We start from the raw sequence: 19,161 nt of genomic DNA on the forward strand, positions 1-19,161 counted from the left end.
CCCTAAGCCTCCCTTGCTTCAAAATCGATACGGGGGTCGATCAAGGTATATGTCAAATCGCCAATAAGGTTCATGATGAGACCGAGCAGCGCAAAGACGTAAACGGTTGCAAATATCACAGGATAGTCTCGATTAATTGCCGCTTCAAAGCCGAGCAGGCCAAGACCATCAAGGCTGAAAATAACCTCGATCAGCAATGAGCCTGTAAACAAGATGCCGATGAAGGCGCTGGGGAAGCCAGCGATGACGATGAGCATGGCATTGCGAAACACATGGCCATAGAGGACTCTGCTTTCGCTCAATCCTTTTGCGCGCGCCGTTAGAACATACTGCTGACTGATTTGATCGAGAAATGAGTTTTTGGTGAGTTGGGTTAGGGCGGCAAAACCACCAATAACCATTGCAGCGACGGGGAGTGTTATATGCCACAGATAGTCCGTCACCTTGCCAAATATACTCATTTGGTCCCAATTCTCCGAGGTTAATCCTCGCAAGGGGAACCAATCCCAATAAGAGCCGCCTGCGAATAAAACAATCAAGGCAACAGCAAAGAGAAAACTAGGAATAGCATTTCCAATTATGACTAATGAGCTCGTCCAGACGTCAAAGCGAGAACCATCGCGGACGGCCTTGGCAACGCCCAGTGGTATTGAAATTAAATAGACCAGGAGCGTCGTCCAGAGACCTAACGAAATGGACACTGGAAGTTTTTCTATAACAAGATTTACGACGGATTCATCTCGGAAATAGCTCGTCCCAAAATCAAACACCAGATAATTTTTCATCATCAGGAAAAAGCGCTCATAAGCGGGTTTATCGAAACCGAACTGAACTTCCAATTCCTTGATAAATTCGGGATCCAGGCCTTGGGCCCCTCGATAAGAGCTTTCACCACCTAAACTTGTGGTTGCCGTGCCGCCAGCAGCATCACCGCTTGCACTACCACCAATTCGTGATGTGGCGCCAACAGCTGTGCCTTGAATCTCCGCAATAATTTGCTCTATGGGGCCGCCAGGGGCAAATTGTATAACAACAAAATTGAGGACCATAATACCGAAAAGGGTCGGGATCATAAGTAATAAGCGTCTCAGTATATAGGCAAACAAAAACTACCCCCTCTTGCCCATAACAAGGCTTATTTTCCCCGGCGTTCTTCCAAATCTTTGGCTTTCACCGGATCATACCACCAGCTGTGCAGAACCGCACGATCAAAACCGGGTTTTTTGGCCTCCGGTTGACTGAATTTATCCCAATAAGCAATAAAATTTGTATTTTTGTACCATTGTGGAACGAAATAGTAATTCCACATTAATACGCGATCTAACGCGCGCGCTGCTGTCGTCAGATCTTCACGTGTTTTTGCTTGAATAATTTTCTCAACTAGGTCGTCGATTGCAGGGTTCTTGGCTCCGGCGATATTGAGGCCGCCATCAACGTCGGCCGATGTTGAACTCCACCAGTCCCGTTGTTCAACACCCGGAATCTGAGGTTGCGGAAACCGCCGGACGATTATATCAAAATCAAACTCCCGCATGCGGTTTTGCCAACTGGCGGAATCGATAACGCGAACTGTTGCGTCTATGCCTAAACGCTGTAGATTTTTTACATAAGGATTAATAATCCGGGTGAATGATTGCTCGAACAACAAAAATTCAGCTGTCATCTGGTTTCCAGCTTGATCCACCAGTATTTTATTTTCAAGGGTCCAGCCCGCTAACTGAAAAAGATTCAAAGCTTCGCGAATTTGCGGACGAATAATCCCAGATCCGTTCGTCTTCGCGGGCATAAATTCGGCAAGAAAAACATCGGGTGGCAATATTTCACGCCATGGGTCGAGAAGTTCTAGTTCTGCTTTTGAGGGCAGGCCGGTCGCTTTCATATCCGAATTTTCGAAGACGGAGCCTAATCTGTCATATAATCCATAGAATAGATTTGTGTTTGTCCATTCGAAATCAAACAGAAGACTAAAGGCTTTACGGACGTGAATATCCTCGAAGGGTGCACGTCGTGTATTCATGAAAAACGCTTGTAATCCTGTCAAAGAAGAGTTTTCCAGAGTATCTCGTATAATATATCCATTGCGGACAGCAGGCTTGTTTTCGTATTCGGTCGCCCAGCTTCGCGAGGTAAATTCTTCTCTAAAATCATATTCACCTGCAAAAAAGGCTTCCAAAGCGATTGTCCTGTCTCGGTAGTAATCTACTTGAATGCTACCGAAATTATAGCGCCCCTTATGAACGGGCAGATTTTCTGCCCAGTGGTTTTCTATCCGTTCATAGGTGATAGACCGACCGGGGCTGACTTTTGCGACCTTGTAAGGTCCGGACCCCATAAGCGGATCCATACTTGTCACTCCGAATTTACGATCTTTGAAGGACCTTTTGGAAAGGATAGGCATCACAGCGATTTGCCGCGGTAAGTCCCTTGTCAGTGCATCGATCCGAAAATTGAACCGGATTTTAAGAGGAGATAGAACTTTAGCCTCAATGATATCACGATATTGGAAGCGGTAACGGGGGTGGCCTTCGGTTTTCAAAGCCTCGAAGGTAAATGCCACATCTTCTGCTGTAATCGGGCTATTATCGTGAAAACGAGCGGTTGGTCTTAAGTTGAATTCTACCCATTGGCCTTTTTCATCTACTGTCGCCGTTTCCGCCAGAAGACCGTACACAGCATCTGGCTCGTCAAGGGATCGGGTCATTAATTGCGTGAATGTATAATCCGTTTTCCCGCCAATATCTCCGTTGACGATACCAACTTTGCCTTTAAGTAAAAAGGGGTTGAGGCTATCGAAGCTATCAATGTCCCGCAGTCTTATGGCGCCGCCTTTTGGTGCGGAAGGATTTACATAATCAAAATGAGTAAAACCGTCTTTGTATTTCAAATCGCCAAAAGTCGACAAACCGTATTTCGAAGCAGGTTCGGCTTGGCTGAAATTGGCGAATAAAATCCCGAAAAACAAGGCGTAGAAATATGGCGCTTTCAACAAATTACCCCCCAATCCTACTTCCTCTATTTTCCCTGTCTCAGTTTGCGTAAACCATCTTCTAATTTTTCTTCTTTTTCAGGATCTACCCACCAACTAAGAATATCCGTTCCCTGCGACGGATTGATATCGGAATGGCCAAATTTATTCCAATAGGCAATACGGTCGTAGGCCGCATGGAATTGCGGAATTACAAAGAAATTCCAAGTGAGAACCCGGTCAAGGGCATGGACGGCGGGTACCAAGTCTTCATAGGTTGGGGCCGCAATAAGATTTTCAATCAATGCATCGATAACCGGATCATCAATTCCCATCAGGTTTCTGCTGCCGGGCCGCTTGCCGGCCGCGGAACTCCAAAATTCGCGTTGCTCGTTCCCCGGGCTGATGGTTTGTCCGAAACCGCCAGTGGCCATGTCAAAATCATAATTCCGGAGACGCTCGGTGTATTGTGCGGTGTCGACGACTCTGGAAGAAGCATCTACGCCTAGCCGTTTCAGGTTTTTAATAAACGGTCCCGTAATTCTCAGGCTATTTGCATCGTACATTAAGAACTCGATCGTCAGCGGTTTGCTTGTTTTCGGGTCGATAAGTTTTCCATCTCTGATTTCCCAGCCTGCATCAGCGAGAATTTTCTTGGCTGTGCGAAGCGGGCCTCTATCCCGGCCGGTACCGTCGCTAACTGGCGCCTTATACGCTTCACCGAAGACGCGCGCTGGAAGCTGGTCTCTAAAGGGCTCAAGAATTGCCAATTCCTTTTCGCTGGGCAAGCCTGTAGCAGCCATAATGGAATTTTGGAAATAGCTGCTGGTTCGAGAATACTGGTCGTAGAAAATATTTTTATTCAGCCATTCAAAATCGAAAACATATCCCAGTGCTTCGCGCAGCGCCGGATCTTGAAATTTTTCGCGTCGGAGATTGTAGACATAACCCTGAAGGCCCGCGGAACGATCATTTTCAATTGCTTCCTTCGTAACTAATCCGGCTTTTACGGCCGGAAAGTCATAGCCAGTTGCCCAGTTTTTTGCGCTGTTCTCAGATCGGTAGTCATACTCGCCAGCTTTGAACGCTTCCAGCAATACCGCAGTATCCCGATAAAAGTCGTAGCGAATGGTATCGAAATTATTGCGTCCCTTATTAATGGGAATATTGGCGCCCCAATAGTCCGACACCCGCTCATAGGTGATATATCTATTGGCTTCGAATTCTTTCACCTTATAGGGCCCCGAACCTAAGATAGGCGTCAGCGTTGTGCTTTCGAATGTATGGGTTTCGAAATATTTTTTTGAAAGCAGGGGTAAAAGCTGACCAACAATCTGCGGTAACTCACGGTTAGGGGGTCCGGAGAAATGAAACTTTACGCGATGATCTGTCAATTTTTCCGCTTTTTCAACATCAGCATAATAGTACCGAAATAGGGGCGTGCCTTGTTCTTTGACAGCCGTAAGGCTGAAAATTACATCATCTGCGGTAATAGGCGAACCGTCATGAAAACGAGCTTCGGGCCGCATATTGAAAATCGCAAAGCTCAAATCTTCGGCGACTTCAACGCTTTCAGCGACCAGGCCATATTCTGCACTGGGATCGTCCATTGATTGAGTGAGCAATGTTTCGAATGTCAGGCCTAATCCGTTAGCGGACTGCCCTTTGGAGATATATGGATTAAGATTATCAAAGCCTCCCATAGCTGAAAGTTTGATATTTCCGCCTTTCGGGGCATCTGGATTGGCATAGTCAAGATGTTTAAAGTCCGAGCCGTATTTAAGGGGCCCCGCTAGGGACAACCCATGGCTCTTCGTTGTTTTGATATCGGTTGCGAGGCCAGGAGTGGCAACCGTCATCAGAAATGCAAAGACGGCAGCAGACTTCAAGATTCCCATTTACGACCTCACTGTACTAAATTTATATTTGTCTAAACAACAACATGGTAGGTTAACCCTGTGACATCAAGATCAATTTTTGTTTATCGCGATGTCAAATTCAAGCCAGTATTTTTATAGCCTGATCGTGAAGTTGTGCTGTTGCCGCCGCCAAAACATAGCCCGGATTTGAAAGAGTAAGGGGATTTCCGTCCCAATCAGTGATTTTACCACCGGCGTTCTCGACAATCGGAACCAAACCACAATAGTCATAGGGTTTCATGTCACAATCAGCGACAATATCAACAAACCCGGTAGAGAGAAGCGCGTAAGCATAGCAATCATAACCAAAGCGTTTGCGGAGTACTTGATCATAAAGCGCTCTGAAGTTTTTAGCTTTATCGCCTTCAAAGAGCTCTGCTCCCCAGGCGAATAATGTTGCCTCAGATACTTTTTCACAGTGTCTCGCCTTGACGATCTCACCATTTAATCTGGTCTCGCCATTTGCCCCAATCCATCTTTCGCCAGAAATAACCTGATCGAGGATGCCCATAATCGGTACGCCGTTTCGGGTCAGTCCGATTAAGCAGCCAAAAGTTGGACTGCCGGAAATAAATGAGAGAGTGCCATCAATAGGATCGAGTACCCAGACATATTCGGCATCAGTTCGGACCTCGCCATGTTCTTCCCCAAATATGCCATGATCAGGATATTCTGCTTCGATAATCGCGCGCATCGCCGCTTCAGCATTTCGATCGGCGATCGTTACCGGGCTGGCGTCTTCTTTGCCAATGATTTCGATTTTTTGGCGAAATAGCGGACGTATTACGGCGCCGGCCGCATCTGCCAACCGGTGCGCAAGGTCAATAAATTCTTGAGGGCACTCTTTGGTCATGAGTTCCCCGAGCCCAGCTTATTCTGCCGGTGGCAGTGGGACGTCTTCCTTACCGAGTGAACGAAGATAAGCAATCAAGTTGGCGCGCTCATTATCCTTCTTTACACCGGCAAAAGCCATTTTGGTGCCTTTGATATAAGTACTTGGTTTTTTCAGGAAAACATCAAGATCATCATATCCCCAGGCGCCGCCTTTAGCGATTAGCTGGTTGGAGTAAGCGAAACCATCAACTGCACCTTTGTCACGATTTAAAACACCGTGAAGGTTTGGTCCAATTTTATTGGCGCCGCCTTCTTCAGCTGTGTGGCACGCCCCGCATTTCCTGAATACTTTTGCCCCTTTTTCAATATCCGCTTCGGCCAAGAGCGCCCCTAGAGACGGGCCTTCTACGACATCTTTAGATGCAATTTCCGAGGCACCAACATCGCCTGTATCAATTGCATAGGCATTGGTTTCCGGATAAGTCGGATGAATGGCAAGTGTTGCCACTTCATTGACGACCATGATGATAAGGGCGCCCGCTAAAACGGCACCGGCGATTTTATTAAACTCAAAAGTATTCATTGCTGACCTCAGCTATCAAACCTGCCGGTACATTTACCAGTAGGAATAAAAAAAAGCGAGGGGAAATTAACAGCTTTCGTTGCTTCAGTGCACGACGTATATATGCAGCAACACAGGAAACGCTATTCTGTGGCATGCGAGCAACAAATCGGAGATAGAAAGAGCGTGACTATTGTAAGCAATCCAATAATCGTAATACCGGCAAGAATGGCATCCACAAGGCTACCGGGGAAACCCCTAGCTGAGATAGATGGTTTGCCAATGATTGTACAAGTCCTGCGGCGTGCAGAAGAAGCGGATATCGGCCCAGCCATCGTCGCCTGCGCTGAACGCGAAATCGCTGATGTGGTGGAAGCTGCTGGCGGACAAGCCATCTTGACCCGAGCAGACCACCCTTCTGGCTCTGACCGGGTATTTGAAGCGGTAGAAATTTTTGATCCTGATGGTAGTTATGATGCGATAGTAAACCTGCAAGGTGACTTGCCAGCTCTAGATCCGAAAGCAGTTTCCGCTGTTTTCCAGCCACTTGCGGCACCAGGCGTAGACATATCAACACTCGTGGCGGAGATAATCGATCGGACAGAGCTGGAAGATGAAAGCGCCGTAAAGGCGGTTGTTAGTTTTTCGGCTGGATCCAAAGTTGGCCGGGCCGTTTGGTTTAGCCGCCTTAAGTCGCCTTGGGGCGAGGGACCACATTATCATCATATTGGAATATACGCATATCGCCGTGATGCATTGAAGCGCTTTGTTTCATTGCCGGTTGCCCCTTTAGAGGCCCGTGAAAAGCTTGAGCAATTGCGCGCCCTAGAGGCTGGAATGAGAATCGATGCGGCCATCGTTGACACCGTGCCGCTTGGTGTTGATACTCCCGAGGATTTAGCGCGTATGCGCCAGTTGTTTACCTCGTCCTCTGAATGAGGACTTCATTGAAACGGAATTTTGATCATGTCCGATTTGGATCCTGAAAACTGCATTACCTTTCAAGGTGTGCCCGGTGCTTATGGCCATTTGTCTTGCAGCACAGTATTTCCAAAAATGGATGCGATAGCGTGCGATACGTTTTCTGAAGCATTGACGGCTGTTCGTGAAGGCCGTGCGCAATTGGCCATGATTCCGATTGAAAATTCTCTAGGTGGACGCGTTGCTGATATCCATCATCTTTTACCCGAATCGGGCCTGTATATTATTGGGGAACATTTTCAACCGGTTCAGCACCAACTACTTGGCGTGCCCGGATCGACCCTGTCGGACGTTAAGGCTGTCCATAGCCATGAACAAGCTCTTTCGCAATGCCGCGGTTTAACTCGCGATCTTGGAATCGAACCAATTATCCATGCTGATACCGCGGGCTCCGCAAAAATGATCGCAGATTTGGGCGATAAAAGTCAGGCGTCGATTGCATCAAGTCTGGCAGGAAAAATTTATGGCCTGGAAGTTTTACGGGATCGCGTAGAAGATCGCATTGGTAATACAACTCGGTTTGTTATCATGTCGCGCCAGAGAAAAGACCCGGACCCACGCGCAGGTAGCTGCATGACGAGTTTTGTTTTTCAAGTACGGAGTCAACCTGCAGCACTTTACAAGGCGCTGGGTGGATTCGCGACCAATGGAATAAACGTAACGAAACTTGAAAGCTATATAACAGATGCAAGCTTTGCTGCTGCGCAATTTTATATTGATATTGAAGGCCATCCAGAAGAAGCGCATGTGGCTCGCGCAATAGAAGAACTTCAATTTTTTTCAGCAAAACTGAAAATTCTCGGCGTCTATCCACAAAATTCTTATCGAACAGAATATAGCGCTTGATTTAGGTTGATTTCTGCGGGACTCGGGCATATAAGCGCTACCGAAATTGCAATGGCTTAAGCCCTAACAGAAATAGAATAAGATGATTCAGAAATACGTAGATGAATTTAATGCTTTGAACGCAAAGCAGAAGATTTTCCTTCTCATTGGTGTTGTTGCCATGGCGATTGTCGTCACGGCCTCTAATATTCTGGTTGAGATGCCTCTGAATGATTGGTTTACCTGGGGGGCAATTTCTTATCCCTTGGCATTTTTGGTGACTGATATCACCAATCGCACCTTAGGTGTCAGATTTGCGCGTGAAGTAGTGAGTGTCGGATTTATCGTTGCGGTACTGATGTCGCTTTTGATTGCAGACGCCCGGATCGCGGTGGCTTCTGGCTCGGCATTTTTGGTAGCCCAGTTATTGGACATAACAATATTCGATAAATTGCGGCGTCAATCCTGGTGGAAAGCGCCCATTGCTTCTTCGGTAATCGCGTCATTTGTCGATACCCTTATATTCTTCTCACTTGCTTTTGCAGGCACGGGCCTGCCTTGGCATACCTGGGCCATGGGAGATTATGCGGCGAAGCTTATCATGGTTGCTGTTTTGATTTTGCCCTTTCGCGGACTTATTCAAATTACTGATCCTCTCACGTTGGCACCGGCATCCCGCTAAAAACGGCTCCAAACTTTTAATAAATTCCCCGCTATGCTATGTTGCTAAGACCTATCTATGTGTAGCTAGGGTTCCGCTGAATTAAGGTCTGGACCGAGCGCTACGTAACGCCAATATCGGCAGACACCTTAAAGACTAAAAACCTAGGGGGGATGGACGGGTGCGATTTTCTGCGCCCGCAACCCGAAGCTCGAGTGTTTGCCATGAGTCTATTTGCGTTACTTCTTATTCTTGCTGCCGCCTGTTGCCACGCAACCTGGAATTTTCTCGTCAAACGAATTGACGGCGGGCCTGAACTGGTATGGCTGTTTTCCACTTGGACCAGTATTATTTATCTGCCATTGGTTGTCATCCTTTGCTGGATGGAACCGCCGACTTTCGGTGTGCAAGAATGGCTATTTCTTGCCGGAAGCGCCGGCATACACATGGCGTATTTTCTATTACTACAGCAAGGATACAAAAAAGGAGATTTATCTCTTGTTTATCCGACCGCGCGGGCAACTGGGCCATTTCTGTCTGTTATCTTCGCCGTTCTTTTTCTAGGTGAGTTTGTTACGCCGCAGATTATTGTCGGTGGTTTAGCTATTATCGTCGGCATATTCTTTCTTACAGGAGGGCATCAGCGCAGCGGCCGTCAATTGACGATGTCTCTAGTTTTCGGCCTGGCTACGGGCGTTTTAATAGGCAGTTATACTGCGTGGGATGCTTATTCGGTGACAGTTCTCGCTATTCCACCACTTATTTTGGACTATGCCTCTGCGATTAGCCGGGCTGTTCTTTTGTCTCCTTACGCGATCACCCGCCGCGCGTTAGTTCGACAACATTGGCGAAACCATAAGATCGCGGTACTTTGCGTGGCCGTCTTTAATTCCCTGGCGTTTATCCTTTTCCTTATTGCGTTGACCTTCACGCCACTTGTTTATGCAGCTCCCGCACGCGAAGTAAGTGTTTTGATTACGGTCATGTTGGGCACCCTATTGCTAGGAGAAGGCAATTTTCGTCAACGAATTTCTTGGGCATTATTAATTATGCTCGGGATGATACTATTAACCACTGGCTAAACAAGGCTGAAAAGTTATGCAATCCAGGCCTTGGCCAATTGATGGGCAAGAGACATTTCTGGAGACATTCGAAGGCCGGAAGGGTTTGTGCTACTTGCCAACATATCTCGAACCTGATCGCGAGTGAACCAACGCGCATCGCCAAGCTCTGTTGTGTCTACAGTGATGTCCTCGCTAATGGCATCGGCGAAACAGCCAATCATCAATGACGAGGGATAGGGCCAAGGCTGAGACGCATGATATCGGACATCTGCTACCTTAATTCCTGATTCTTCAAATACCTCGCGTCGAACGCCTTGTTCAATGGTTTCGCCAGGTTCAATAAATCCAGCCAGGCAGGAGAAAAAATCTGATGGGAAGTTTATACCTTGGCCCAACAAACATTTATCACCTTTGGTCACCATCATTATAGCGACGGGATCCGTTCGTGGAAAATGTGTCGCATTACAAGTCGAATCAGAGCAAATACGGGAATATCCTAGCTCCTGAGGATGAGTTTTTGAGCCACAAACCGCACAATATCCATGTCGATTATGCCAATCAATCATTGACCTTGCTTGCGCGAGTGCTGCGGCATCTCCTGGCCGGACCTGGGCAGCGACAGAGCGGACATCTATAAACTTGCCCCAATCAGATATTGGTGGCTGCTTCGGATTTGCAATTGTCGATACATCGATGGCGAAATGGCAGGAAAAATCGGCTATTCCGAGAAAGATAAAAGACGCGCCGGCGTCAATGTATTCGCGGACGTCGCTGATACCGCGCCAATCAATGCAAGCCGGACCCTGCAAATCGATTAGGGCTTTTAAGCCGTGTAGGGGCAGAAAACGGCTACTTGGGTCGCCGAGTTTCTCGGCCAGCCATTCAGGATCAGAACGATGATGTGCAGCCCGATCCAAGCGGCTGCCAGTAAATACGATAGGTTTTATCATGGCCGGCAGAGTGTCATATGTTTTCAGAGATCGCAATTAACAAGATAACATTTTGAACAATTGTTCCGATATTAAGTCAAAATACTGTGAAAAAGGACTTGCTAAACCGGATAAACTGAATGATATAAGCGTTGGAAGGCTGGCGATGGGCGTGCTCCTCGCGAACCCGGTCAGATCCGGAAGGAAGCAGCCGCAACGAGTTTCGGCGCGGGTTGTTGTCAGTCTTCTTATTTTCCTCCTCATATCGACATTGCCAATTGGATTATTTGTCCATGCAAGTCAGTTAAAACTTTGATATTGTCGCACAGTCTCTGATAAGATCATCGCATGTCAGATGAAAATTCCAGCACTCCCTATCGTGTCCTTGCCCGTAAATATAGGCCTTCAACTTTCGACGAGCTGATTGGCCATGAAGCAATGGTGAGAACTTTATCTAATGCGTTGGATTCAGGACGCCTTGCACATGCGTTTGTGCTTACAGGTACGCGCGGAATTGGAAAAACAACAACGGCTCGCATTATCGCGCGTGGGCTGAATTGTGTTGGTGCCGATGGCGCTGGGGGCCCTACAATTACGCCGTGCGGGGTTTGTACGAATTGTGTCGCAATTGCTGAAGATCGTCATCAAGATGTTTTGGAGATGGATGCCGCAAGCCGAACCGGCGTTGATGATATTCGAGAATTGATTGATGGCGTTCGGTACTTACCTGTAGCTGCTCGGTTTAAAATTTATATCATCGACGAAGTTCATATGCTGTCTAAGAATGCTTTCAACGCGTTGTTAAAAACGTTGGAAGAGCCTCCCGAGCACGTCAAATTTATATTCGCGACGACAGAAATTCGAAAAATTCCTGTTACGGTGTTGTCGCGCTGCCAAAGATTCGATTTGAAGCGCGTTGATGGTGAGACTCTCGCAGCCTATTTCGCAACAATCGCAGAAAAAGAGAAAGCACAAATTGAGCCCGATGCACTTGCGCTAATTGCGCGTTCGGCAGAAGGCTCCGTCCGTGATGGACTGTCACTACTCGACCAGGCTATTGCACATGGCGACGGTGCTGTTTCTGCTCTTCAGGTTCGAGATATGCTGGGTCTGGCGGACCGAACACAAATACTCGACTTATTGGGGCTGTTGATGTCTGGCGAGATTCGAGGGGCTTTAAATCTTCTCCGGTCTCAATATGATAGTGGCGCGGATCCGATCATCATAATTCAGGATTTGTTGGAATTGACGCATTGGCTTACGGCCTTGAAAGTGACTCCAGAAGCAGCAAATAATGTTGCAATGGCCGGTGGCGATGTTACCCGAGGCCAGGAATTATCCGCCGGACTGTCAATGCCCGTACTGGCGCGGGCCTGGCAAATGCTGCTCAAAGGCCTCGATGAAGTGAGAAAAGCACCCATGTCATTGGCGGCGGCAGAAATGGTTCTGGTTCGTATCGCGTATGTCAGCGACTTGCCATCACCCGAAGAGCTTGCAAAGCAGCTCGACCGGCGAACAGATACCTCTCCGACACCCACAGGGACCGGAAATCCCAGTTCGCCGCCTGGTTCCGCTCCGGTAATGGTTGCGTCCTCGGGAGCTTCAGCGGCGCCGCAATCTGTTTCTCCACTATCAGCTCCGGATAAAAGCCCGCGGGCCCATTTGTCTCTTGTTGCGCAGAATGATCTGGCGGTGGACATACCGCCCGTCGAGAGTATTCCCGAGCCAATCGAAGAAACGGTTATCGGCAAGAAATTACAGTCACTTGAAGATATTGTTGATCTTCTTTCTGACCGGCAGGACATTAAGATCAAAGCCGAAGTCACCAATTTCATGCGTCTCGTAAAGTTTGAAGAGGGCATAATAGAATTTAGCCCGACGCCCGGCGCTTCGCCGGACCTTGCCGCAAAACTTGGTGCTCGATTGCGAGATGTTACAGGGAATAAATGGGCTGTAAAAATGTCGGCAGATGCTGATGGTGCACCGACTTTGGCCGACAAAAGGCGACACGATAAAGCCGCCGAGATCAGCGCTTTGGAAAGCCATCCGATGGTGCGCAATATTCAAAGCATATTCCCTGGCGCAACGATCCGAGAAGTGCGTAATCTCGGGCCTACCCTTGACAGTCTGGACGAACACGACATATCCGAAATAGGTGAAATTGATTAAATTACGAGAAAATGGAGAGAATCTCGAATGAAGAACCTGGGCAATCTTATGAAGCAGGCCAAAGAAATGCAGTCCAAAATGGCGGAGATGCAACAATCTTTGGAAAGCCATGAAGTGGTAGGTGAATCTGGTGCCGGCATGGTAAAAATTACACTGAACGGTAAGGGTGACATGCGTCGCATTAGTGTAGATCCATCATTGATTGATCCAGAAGACGGAGAAGTTATGGAGGATCTTATTGTCGCGGCGCATGCAGATGCAAAATCCAAAGTAGAAGCGTATTCCGCTGATAAAATGAAGGAAATGACAGGCGGATTAGATCTACCGCCTGGAATGCAAATGCCGTTTTAGGCAGGACGGATTTGTAGTTGAATGAGTAATTCTGAAATTGATCATCTGATACAGCTGTTATCAAAGTTACCCGGTTTGGGACCGCGGTCTGCGCGACGTGCTACGCTTTATCTAATTAGCCGGCGAGAAAGCCTGCTTGCTCCGTTAAGTAAGGCAATGGCACTTGCGGCGGAGAACGTAAAAATTTGTGGAACTTGCGGCAATTTGGATACCCTTGATCCCTGCGCAATTTGTGCCAACCCGAAACGGGATCAGTCGATGTTATGTGTCGTTGAAGATATTTCCGATTTATGGGCTCTGGAGCGATCCGATGCCTTTCGCGGAAGGTACCATATTCTTGGAGGCACCTTGTCGGCATTAGACGGTATCGGTCCTGATGAATTAAATATTGAAGGACTGATGACACGTGCGCGGGAGCCTCAGATCGTGGAAGTAATTCTCGCGTTAAATGCAACGGTCGATGGTCAAACCACATCACATTATTTATCGGACCGGCTAGAAGATTCTGGTATCAAGATTAGTCGATTGGCCCATGGCGTCCCGGTTGGAGGAGAATTGGATTATCTAGACGATGGGACGTTGTCTGCGGCATTGAAGTCGCGACGTTCCATGGGGAATAGTAGAGAGGATTAATCTTTTTGTCTGAGTAATTCTGCAGGTGGCGCAATTAGTTCTTCAGTTCCTTCTTCACCCAGCTGCAGGTCTTCAATTTTTTCACCCCGACTGGTTATTTTCCGGCTAGACGTTTCGATCCCTTCAATATCTTTTGACGCTTGAGCAAAATGGCGTCCTAAACTATCGACCCGGCTTTCCAATCGAATAACATCTTTAAGCAACACGCCAACTTCTTTTTGGATGACACCAGCCTGTTCTCGCATCTGACTGTCCTTGAGCACAGCCCGAACAGTATTCAAGGTTGCCATTAACGTTGTTGGAGACACAATCCAAACTCGTGCCTGATAGGATTTTTCCATGATTGCTGGAAAGTTTGCGTGCAACTCTGCATAAACTGCTTCTGAGGGAAGAAAAAGTAAGGCCGATTCAGCGGTTTCGCCGTCAACTATATACTTGCTGCTAATATCATTGATATGTTTTTGCATCGCGGTAGTGAAAGCGCGCGAAGCAATTGTTTTATCACTATCCGTTTCTGCCTGCCGCAGCAGATGGAAGCTTTCTAGGGGAAATTTAGCATCAACAACGATGGAGCCAGGTGGGTTCGGTAGTTTTATTAGGCAGTCTGCTCGCCGACCATTGCTGAGCGTCACCTGAAAGTCATAGGCGGAAGGCGGCAATGCTGACTTCACTAGATCGTTGAGCTGAAGCTCACCAAATGCTCCACGTGCTTGTTTGTTTGCCAAGATATCTTGCAAACCGACAACCTGATTGGATAAATCCGTCAGATTGTCCTGGGCTTTATCTATCACGGCTAGTCGTGCCTGCAGGTCTGTCAAGCTTTTTCCGGTTTTCTCCGTCGATTGCGCAATGCTGTCGCCTAACCGTTTGGATACGGTATCCAGCCGTTCAGCCAGTGTTTTATTGATTTCTGTCCGACTCGCAGCACCATCTGCTGACATCTGCTTCAATTGCCCTTCTAGTTGGGATTGTTGGGCAAGGAGGCTTTCTGACAACCGGGCGAGATGTTCACTATTGGTGGAAGCCATTGCAATCAGTTTTTCGGCATTTTTCATGCGCAGAAGTAAGAATACTGTCACAGCAACCAATATGCCGATAACTGCAATGAGGACAATTTCCATAAAATACTCCCAAGTGATGGCCTTCAATGGCGCCAATGGTCTTGACGAAAGCAAGTTGGCGTAATAGGTAGACCCTAGATCCAGAATTTGGTTTATCGTAACTTGAACGACATCGGAATACTATGGCCATTTTGCCAATATATACTGCGCCAGACCCGCTTTTGAAAACAATCTCGGCACCCGTTTCGCAAGTCACGGATGAGACGCGCCTATTGATCGATAATATGTTCGAAACAATGTATGACGCACCGGGCATTGGATTGGCGGCCATTCAGGTCGGTGTGCAGAAGCGATTGCTGGTTGTCGATGTGGTTGGCAGGCAACAAGATGAACCTGCGCAACCAATTGCTATGATTAACCCAGAAATAACCTGGGTTTCGGATCATGACGCGACATATGAAGAAGGCTGTTTGTCGCTTCCTGAACATTATGCAGATGTTGTACGTCCGGCTGAAATTAAAGTTAAATATTTGGATCCAGATGGTAAACCGCAAAAGATGACAGTGGAGGGTTTATTGGCCACATGTATCCAGCATGAGATGGATCATCTGGATGGCATTCTATTTGTTGATCATATTTCTGCGTTGAAGCGCAATATGATTTTGCGCAAGCTTCTGAAATTGAAGAAAATGGCCAGTTAAAGGAACGAGTAATGAGGGGACTACGGATCGCGTTTATGGGAACGCCGGATTTCTCCTCTCAAGTGCTGACCGCGCTGATTGACGCGGGCCATGATATAGTTTGCGTCTATTCCCAACCGCCTCGACCGGCAGGCCGAGGTAAAAACCTGACGGCTTCTCCTGTTCATCGTCTGGCTGAATCCCGTAGTATTGAAGTAAGAACACCAACGTCATTAAAATCGGAAGAGGTGCAGACAGCATTTGCCGATTTGAACCTAGATGTCGCCATCGTTGTCGCTTACGGTTTAATTTTACCGACGGCTATCCTGGAGGCCCCGAGATTTGGATGTCTGAACCTTCATGCATCCCTACTTCCCAGATGGCGCGGCGCAGCGCCTATTCAACGGGCGATAATGGCGGGTGACAGTGAAGCCGGCGTGGCAGTAATGCAAATGGCCGAGGGGCTGGATACGGGTGATGTTCTGAGTGAATCCAAAGTTTCTATTTCTAATCAGACGACAGCCGGAAGCCTACATGAAGAGTTGGCAGGCGCCGGGGCAACTTTGATAGTGGAGACAGTATCGCGTCTGGGGGACCCCAGCTTGGTAGCGGCCGCGCAGTCAAATGAGGGTGTGACTTATGCTGAAAAAATATCCAAATCGGAAGCGGCTATTGACTGGAGCCGCTCGGCCGAAGCACTTTGTCGACATATTCACGGTTTGAGTCCCTTTCCGGGAGCTTATTGCACACATAATGGCACGCGGGTTAAATTGCTCGAGGTAACCGTCGTAAAGGGAGCAGGTGAACCCGGGCAGGTCTTGGATAATGATCTGACGATCGCTTGCGGAAAAGGTGCGCTCAAACTTGTGCTTTTGCAGCGGGCTGGGAAATCTCCGATGCCCGTAAAAGTATTTCTAAATGGGCATTCCATTCGTAAAGGCGAGGTGCTGACCTGATGCCAAATTATCGGGTTGGTATTGAGTATGATGGCAGAGGCATGGTCGGTTGGCAGCGCCAGAAGAAAGGTGTGTCAGTCCAACAAAGTATTGAAGAGGCGCTGTTTAAGTTTTGCGGTGAAGATATCCGTATACAATCGGCGGGCCGCACGGATGCAGGCGTTCACGCATTGGGTCAGGTTGCCAATTTTGCGCTTCTATCACATCGTGATCCTCAGACAGTCATGAATGCCGTCAACCAGCATCTGAAGCCAATGGCGATAGCGATCACATCATGTGAGGAAATCGATTCAGAGTTCAATGCTCGATTTTCGGCAACAGGCCGACATTACCTTTATCGGATCATTAATCGCCTGGCGCCGCTCACCGTAGATTTTGGTTTGGCTTGGCAATTTAAACGCCCGCTTGACCATGAGGCGATGCACGAGGCTGCGCAGCTCCTCGTTGGCCGTCATGATTTTACAAGTTTTCGTGCTGTTGCATGTCAGGCAAAGTCACCGCTTCGAACATTGGAAAAATTGGAGGTTACCCGCGTTGGAGCAGAAATACAGATCCGGACATCAGCGCGATCATTCTTGCACAACCAGGTTCGGTCAATGGTCGGGAGTCTATCGCTGATCGGAACGGGGCAATGGCAGAAGCAAGATCTGCAAAACGCGCTTGAAGCAAAAAACCGGCAGGCAGCCGGTCCCAATGCACCGCCTTATGGTCTTTATTTGGTCGCTGTTGACTACTAGAGAAAGCCGGAATTTTACGCCGCCGTCGTGAACAGGAAATCTGAGAAAAGAACCTGTGTTAAGATGGCGATCATAAATTCAAGAAATGCAAATCCCACCGCTAGCAAACCCGAGATACCGAGGGTGATCCGTAAAATTCGCCATAGATAAACATATGTCGCGGCAATGAATAGTATGCTGATGATAGCGGAAAGCCCGGCATTCAAAAGTCCAGTCGATAGTACTGATAACGGCAGCCAAATAAAAATTAATGCAAGTTGTGACCAATTATAGACAATCACAAAAACTGTGAATTGCTGGGAAAAATCCAATAGGCGGGCAAAGAAACCCGCAGCGATCAAGTAACACATCCAGCTGACAGCAAGGGCAATTCCAAGGACGATCAAGAAAGGTGTGAAAGAGGTCGCTGTTTCGAATTTTTTGTAGTCGATAGCATTTTCGATCAGAAAAAACGGCAACGCTATTACAACTGCTGCGAATGATCGATAGAAGCCGGATGCGGAGATATTAAAATATTGCAATGCATCTGGATCTAGGCGCGCGAGTCGGTATGTGCCATATAGCGACGAGATTATTTCCTTGATACTCACCATGATTTTTATGCAAAATACCGTTCTAAAATATCTGTGTAAATATCTGCGAGGGCTTCGATGTCCGCAACATCGGCACATTCGTCAACTTTATGCATGGTTTGTCCAACAAGTCCGAATTCAATGACCGGACAATAATTCTTAATATAACGCGCATCGGACGTACCGCCAGTTGTCGATAAATCGGGCTCCCGTCCCAGCCGTTCTGCGATCGCATCGGCGACAAGCGCACTAAAGTCACCTTCTTCCGTCAAAAACGGTTCGGAATTTTTCAATGCCAGAAGTTCGTACTTTGCCCCACAATTTGCTGCGGTTTGATCAAGGCAAACACGGATTTTTGCCTCCAGGCTATCCAGACTATGGTGAGTATTAAATCGAATATTGAATGTCGCCGTGGCTGTTCTCGGAGTAACGTTCGTCGCGGTGTTGCCAACATCCATGGTGGTGAATTCAAGATTGCTCGCTTGAAAATGCGCACTGCCTGTGTCTAATTCGAGTTCGCTTAAGGCGGTTACCAGAGTTGTCAGGTGAGGTATGGGATTATCCGCCAAATGCGGATAGGCAACATGCCCTTCGCTCCCGATTACTTTCAAGAAACCCGTAAAAGATCCACGCCGACCAATCTTCACCATTTCACCCATTTTTGTTGGGTTTGTAGGTTCCCCGACGAGACAGTGATCAATTTTTTCTCCGTTTGCGGCCATCCATTCAAGAACTTTTCGGGTTCCGTTAATTGCGGGGCCTTCCTCATCACCTGTAATAAGCAGGCTGATGGAACCTCGAAATTTCTTGTCAGAATTTTCGATAAAGCGGGCAGATGAGGCGGCAAAGCACGCTACGGCGGCTTTCATGTCCGCAGCGCCTCGACCATAAAGGACGCCGTCCTTGATAACGCTTTCAAAGGGGCCGGTGTTCCACGCGCTTTCATCACCTACGGGTACGACATCGGTATGGCCGGCAAAACAGAAATTTGGTGCTTCGTTACCATATCGAGCATACAAATTATCGACATCTGGCGTATTTTCGTCTGAGAACATAAGCCTATGGCAAGTAAAGCCAATTTTCTCCAACATTTTCTGGAGCACATTGAGTGCACCTGCGTCGGCTGGCGTTACACTGGGACAGTTCATCAGTTCCTGTGTCAGAGCTATTACATCAATGGAATTATTTTTATTCATAGTTTTCTTTACCGTCCGCTTGGGCCTCCGGTCAATGACGAAGGTTACGAATGCAATAAAATGACT

General features: G+C 47.7%; 19 protein-coding genes and 1 other RNA gene. 11 read left to right on the forward strand and 9 right to left on the reverse strand.

Going from position 1 to position 19,161, the window contains the following annotated elements; translation table 11 throughout:
* Nucleotides 1-2 precede the first annotated feature (2 nt).
* The 5 genes from V7723_RS14440 to V7723_RS14460 form a co-directional block, all read right to left on the reverse strand.
* On the reverse strand, nucleotides 3-1,106 hold the full coding sequence (locus tag V7723_RS14440) for a microcin C ABC transporter permease YejB (RefSeq protein ID WP_335685194.1): 1,104 nt from the start codon (nucleotides 1,104-1,106) through the stop codon (nucleotides 3-5).
* Between the two features lie 29 nt (nucleotides 1,107-1,135).
* Complete coding sequence (locus V7723_RS14445; RefSeq protein WP_335685195.1) at nucleotides 1,136-3,001, reverse strand: extracellular solute-binding protein; 1,866 nt, start codon at nucleotides 2,999-3,001, stop codon at nucleotides 1,136-1,138.
* Between the two features lie 11 nt (nucleotides 3,002-3,012).
* The gene (locus V7723_RS14450; RefSeq protein WP_335685196.1) at nucleotides 3,013-4,863 is read right to left on the reverse strand and encodes an extracellular solute-binding protein; all 1,851 of its coding nucleotides are present in this window, start codon (nucleotides 4,861-4,863) and stop codon (nucleotides 3,013-3,015) included.
* A gap of 100 nt (nucleotides 4,864-4,963) precedes the next feature.
* Nucleotides 4,964-5,737, reverse strand: a complete 774-nt coding sequence (locus V7723_RS14455; protein ID WP_335685197.1) for an inositol monophosphatase family protein — start codon at nucleotides 5,735-5,737, stop codon at nucleotides 4,964-4,966.
* Between the two features lie 18 nt (nucleotides 5,738-5,755).
* The gene (locus V7723_RS14460; protein WP_335685198.1) at nucleotides 5,756-6,301 is read right to left on the reverse strand and encodes a c-type cytochrome; all 546 of its coding nucleotides are present in this window, start codon (nucleotides 6,299-6,301) and stop codon (nucleotides 5,756-5,758) included.
* A gap of 165 nt (nucleotides 6,302-6,466) precedes the next feature.
* On the opposite strand from V7723_RS14460, the gene V7723_RS14465 reads away from it, so the two are divergent.
* The 4 genes from V7723_RS14465 to V7723_RS14480 all read left to right on the forward strand — a co-directional run bounded on the left by V7723_RS14465 (nucleotide 6,467) and on the right by V7723_RS14480 (nucleotide 9,829).
* Nucleotides 6,467-7,219, forward strand: coding sequence for a 3-deoxy-manno-octulosonate cytidylyltransferase (locus tag V7723_RS14465; protein WP_335685199.1), 753 nt, complete (start codon nucleotides 6,467-6,469; stop codon nucleotides 7,217-7,219).
* 27 nt (nucleotides 7,220-7,246) lie between these two features.
* Nucleotides 7,247-8,107, forward strand: a complete 861-nt coding sequence (locus V7723_RS14470) for a prephenate dehydratase (RefSeq protein WP_335685200.1) — start codon at nucleotides 7,247-7,249, stop codon at nucleotides 8,105-8,107.
* A gap of 82 nt (nucleotides 8,108-8,189) precedes the next feature.
* The gene (locus V7723_RS14475; protein ID WP_335685201.1) at nucleotides 8,190-8,768 is read left to right on the forward strand and encodes a queuosine precursor transporter; all 579 of its coding nucleotides are present in this window, start codon (nucleotides 8,190-8,192) and stop codon (nucleotides 8,766-8,768) included.
* 203 nt (nucleotides 8,769-8,971) lie between these two features.
* Nucleotides 8,972-9,829: a DMT family transporter gene (locus V7723_RS14480; protein WP_335685202.1), complete on the forward strand. Its 858-nt coding sequence runs from the start codon at nucleotides 8,972-8,974 to the stop codon at nucleotides 9,827-9,829.
* 14 nt (nucleotides 9,830-9,843) lie between these two features.
* Here the strand turns inward: V7723_RS14480 and nudC are convergent, their stop codons facing one another.
* Complete coding sequence (gene nudC / locus V7723_RS14485) at nucleotides 9,844-10,761, reverse strand: NAD(+) diphosphatase (RefSeq protein ID WP_335685203.1); 918 nt, start codon at nucleotides 10,759-10,761, stop codon at nucleotides 9,844-9,846.
* A gap of 134 nt (nucleotides 10,762-10,895) precedes the next feature.
* Here nudC and ffs point away from each other — a divergent pair.
* The 4 genes from ffs (at nucleotide 10,896) to recR (ending at nucleotide 13,893) form a co-directional block, all read left to right on the forward strand.
* An RNA gene (ffs, locus tag V7723_RS14490) (signal recognition particle sRNA small type) lies at nucleotides 10,896-10,991 on the forward strand.
* Between the two features lie 97 nt (nucleotides 10,992-11,088).
* Nucleotides 11,089-12,909, forward strand: coding sequence for a DNA polymerase III subunit gamma/tau (locus V7723_RS14495; RefSeq protein ID WP_335685204.1), 1,821 nt, complete (start codon nucleotides 11,089-11,091; stop codon nucleotides 12,907-12,909).
* 27 nt (nucleotides 12,910-12,936) lie between these two features.
* A complete protein-coding gene (locus V7723_RS14500; protein ID WP_335685205.1) occupies nucleotides 12,937-13,260 on the forward strand; it encodes a YbaB/EbfC family nucleoid-associated protein in 324 nt (107 codons plus the stop codon).
* A 21-nt stretch (nucleotides 13,261-13,281) separates the two neighbouring features.
* On the forward strand, nucleotides 13,282-13,893 hold the full coding sequence (gene recR / locus V7723_RS14505; RefSeq protein WP_335685206.1) for a recombination mediator RecR: 612 nt from the start codon (nucleotides 13,282-13,284) through the stop codon (nucleotides 13,891-13,893).
* On the opposite strand, the gene V7723_RS14510 is transcribed toward recR, so the two are convergent.
* Nucleotides 13,890-15,014: a DNA recombination protein RmuC gene (locus tag V7723_RS14510; protein ID WP_335685207.1), complete on the reverse strand. Its 1,125-nt coding sequence runs from the start codon at nucleotides 15,012-15,014 to the stop codon at nucleotides 13,890-13,892. The two genes, recR and V7723_RS14510, sit on opposite strands and share 4 nt — an antisense overlap.
* Before the next feature lie 122 nt (nucleotides 15,015-15,136).
* Here V7723_RS14510 and def point away from each other — a divergent pair, with 122 nt between their 5' ends.
* Genes def through truA form a run of 3 tightly spaced genes read left to right on the forward strand, consistent with a single transcriptional unit; the run spans nucleotide 15,137 to nucleotide 17,327 of the window.
* A complete protein-coding gene (gene def / locus V7723_RS14515) occupies nucleotides 15,137-15,655 on the forward strand; it encodes a peptide deformylase (protein ID WP_335685208.1) in 519 nt (172 codons plus the stop codon).
* A gap of 11 nt (nucleotides 15,656-15,666) precedes the next feature.
* Nucleotides 15,667-16,590, forward strand: a complete 924-nt coding sequence (gene fmt / locus V7723_RS14520) for a methionyl-tRNA formyltransferase (RefSeq protein WP_335685209.1) — start codon at nucleotides 15,667-15,669, stop codon at nucleotides 16,588-16,590.
* Nucleotides 16,590-17,327 (forward strand): tRNA pseudouridine(38-40) synthase TruA, encoded by a 738-nt coding sequence (truA, locus tag V7723_RS14525; protein WP_335685210.1) that lies wholly within the window; start codon nucleotides 16,590-16,592, stop codon nucleotides 17,325-17,327. Before fmt ends, truA begins: the two co-directional genes overlap by 1 nt.
* Before the next feature lie 14 nt (nucleotides 17,328-17,341).
* Here the strand turns inward: truA and V7723_RS14530 are convergent, their stop codons facing one another.
* On the reverse strand, nucleotides 17,342-17,920 hold the full coding sequence (locus V7723_RS14530) for a hypothetical protein (protein WP_335685211.1): 579 nt from the start codon (nucleotides 17,918-17,920) through the stop codon (nucleotides 17,342-17,344).
* Between the two features lie 5 nt (nucleotides 17,921-17,925).
* A complete protein-coding gene (gene dapE / locus V7723_RS14535) occupies nucleotides 17,926-19,095 on the reverse strand; it encodes a succinyl-diaminopimelate desuccinylase (protein WP_335685212.1) in 1,170 nt (389 codons plus the stop codon).
* Nucleotides 19,096-19,161 lie beyond the last annotated feature (66 nt).

Source organism: Sneathiella sp., from assembly GCF_036960985.1.
Classification (GTDB): Bacteria; Pseudomonadota; Alphaproteobacteria; order Sneathiellales; family Sneathiellaceae; genus Sneathiella.

Excerpts from the sequence above, each read along its gene's own strand:
- V7723_RS14450 (WP_335685196.1), bottom strand. The coding sequence starts at position 4,863 with ATGGGAATCTTGAAGTCTGCTGCCGTCTTTGCATTTCTGATGACGGTT.
- V7723_RS14455 (WP_335685197.1), bottom strand. The coding sequence starts at position 5,737 with ATGACCAAAGAGTGCCCTCAAGAATTTATTGACCTTGCGCACCGGTTG.
- V7723_RS14460 (WP_335685198.1), bottom strand. The coding sequence starts at position 6,301 with ATGAATACTTTTGAGTTTAATAAAATCGCCGGTGCCGTTTTAGCGGGC.
- V7723_RS14470 (WP_335685200.1), top strand. The coding sequence starts at position 7,247 with ATGTCCGATTTGGATCCTGAAAACTGCATTACCTTTCAAGGTGTGCCC.
- V7723_RS14475 (WP_335685201.1), top strand. The coding sequence starts at position 8,190 with ATGATTCAGAAATACGTAGATGAATTTAATGCTTTGAACGCAAAGCAG.
- V7723_RS14480 (WP_335685202.1), top strand. The coding sequence starts at position 8,972 with ATGAGTCTATTTGCGTTACTTCTTATTCTTGCTGCCGCCTGTTGCCAC.
- nudC (WP_335685203.1), bottom strand. The coding sequence starts at position 10,761 with ATGATAAAACCTATCGTATTTACTGGCAGCCGCTTGGATCGGGCTGCA.
- V7723_RS14495 (WP_335685204.1), top strand. The coding sequence starts at position 11,089 with ATGTCAGATGAAAATTCCAGCACTCCCTATCGTGTCCTTGCCCGTAAA.
- V7723_RS14500 (WP_335685205.1), top strand. The coding sequence starts at position 12,937 with ATGAAGAACCTGGGCAATCTTATGAAGCAGGCCAAAGAAATGCAGTCC.
- recR (WP_335685206.1), top strand. The coding sequence starts at position 13,282 with ATGAGTAATTCTGAAATTGATCATCTGATACAGCTGTTATCAAAGTTA.
- V7723_RS14510 (WP_335685207.1), bottom strand. The coding sequence starts at position 15,014 with ATGGAAATTGTCCTCATTGCAGTTATCGGCATATTGGTTGCTGTGACA.
- def (WP_335685208.1), top strand. The coding sequence starts at position 15,137 with ATGGCCATTTTGCCAATATATACTGCGCCAGACCCGCTTTTGAAAACA.
- fmt (WP_335685209.1), top strand. The coding sequence starts at position 15,667 with ATGAGGGGACTACGGATCGCGTTTATGGGAACGCCGGATTTCTCCTCT.
- truA (WP_335685210.1), top strand. The coding sequence starts at position 16,590 with ATGCCAAATTATCGGGTTGGTATTGAGTATGATGGCAGAGGCATGGTC.
- V7723_RS14530 (WP_335685211.1), bottom strand. The coding sequence starts at position 17,920 with ATGGTGAGTATCAAGGAAATAATCTCGTCGCTATATGGCACATACCGA.
- dapE (WP_335685212.1), bottom strand. The coding sequence starts at position 19,095 with ATGAATAAAAATAATTCCATTGATGTAATAGCTCTGACACAGGAACTG.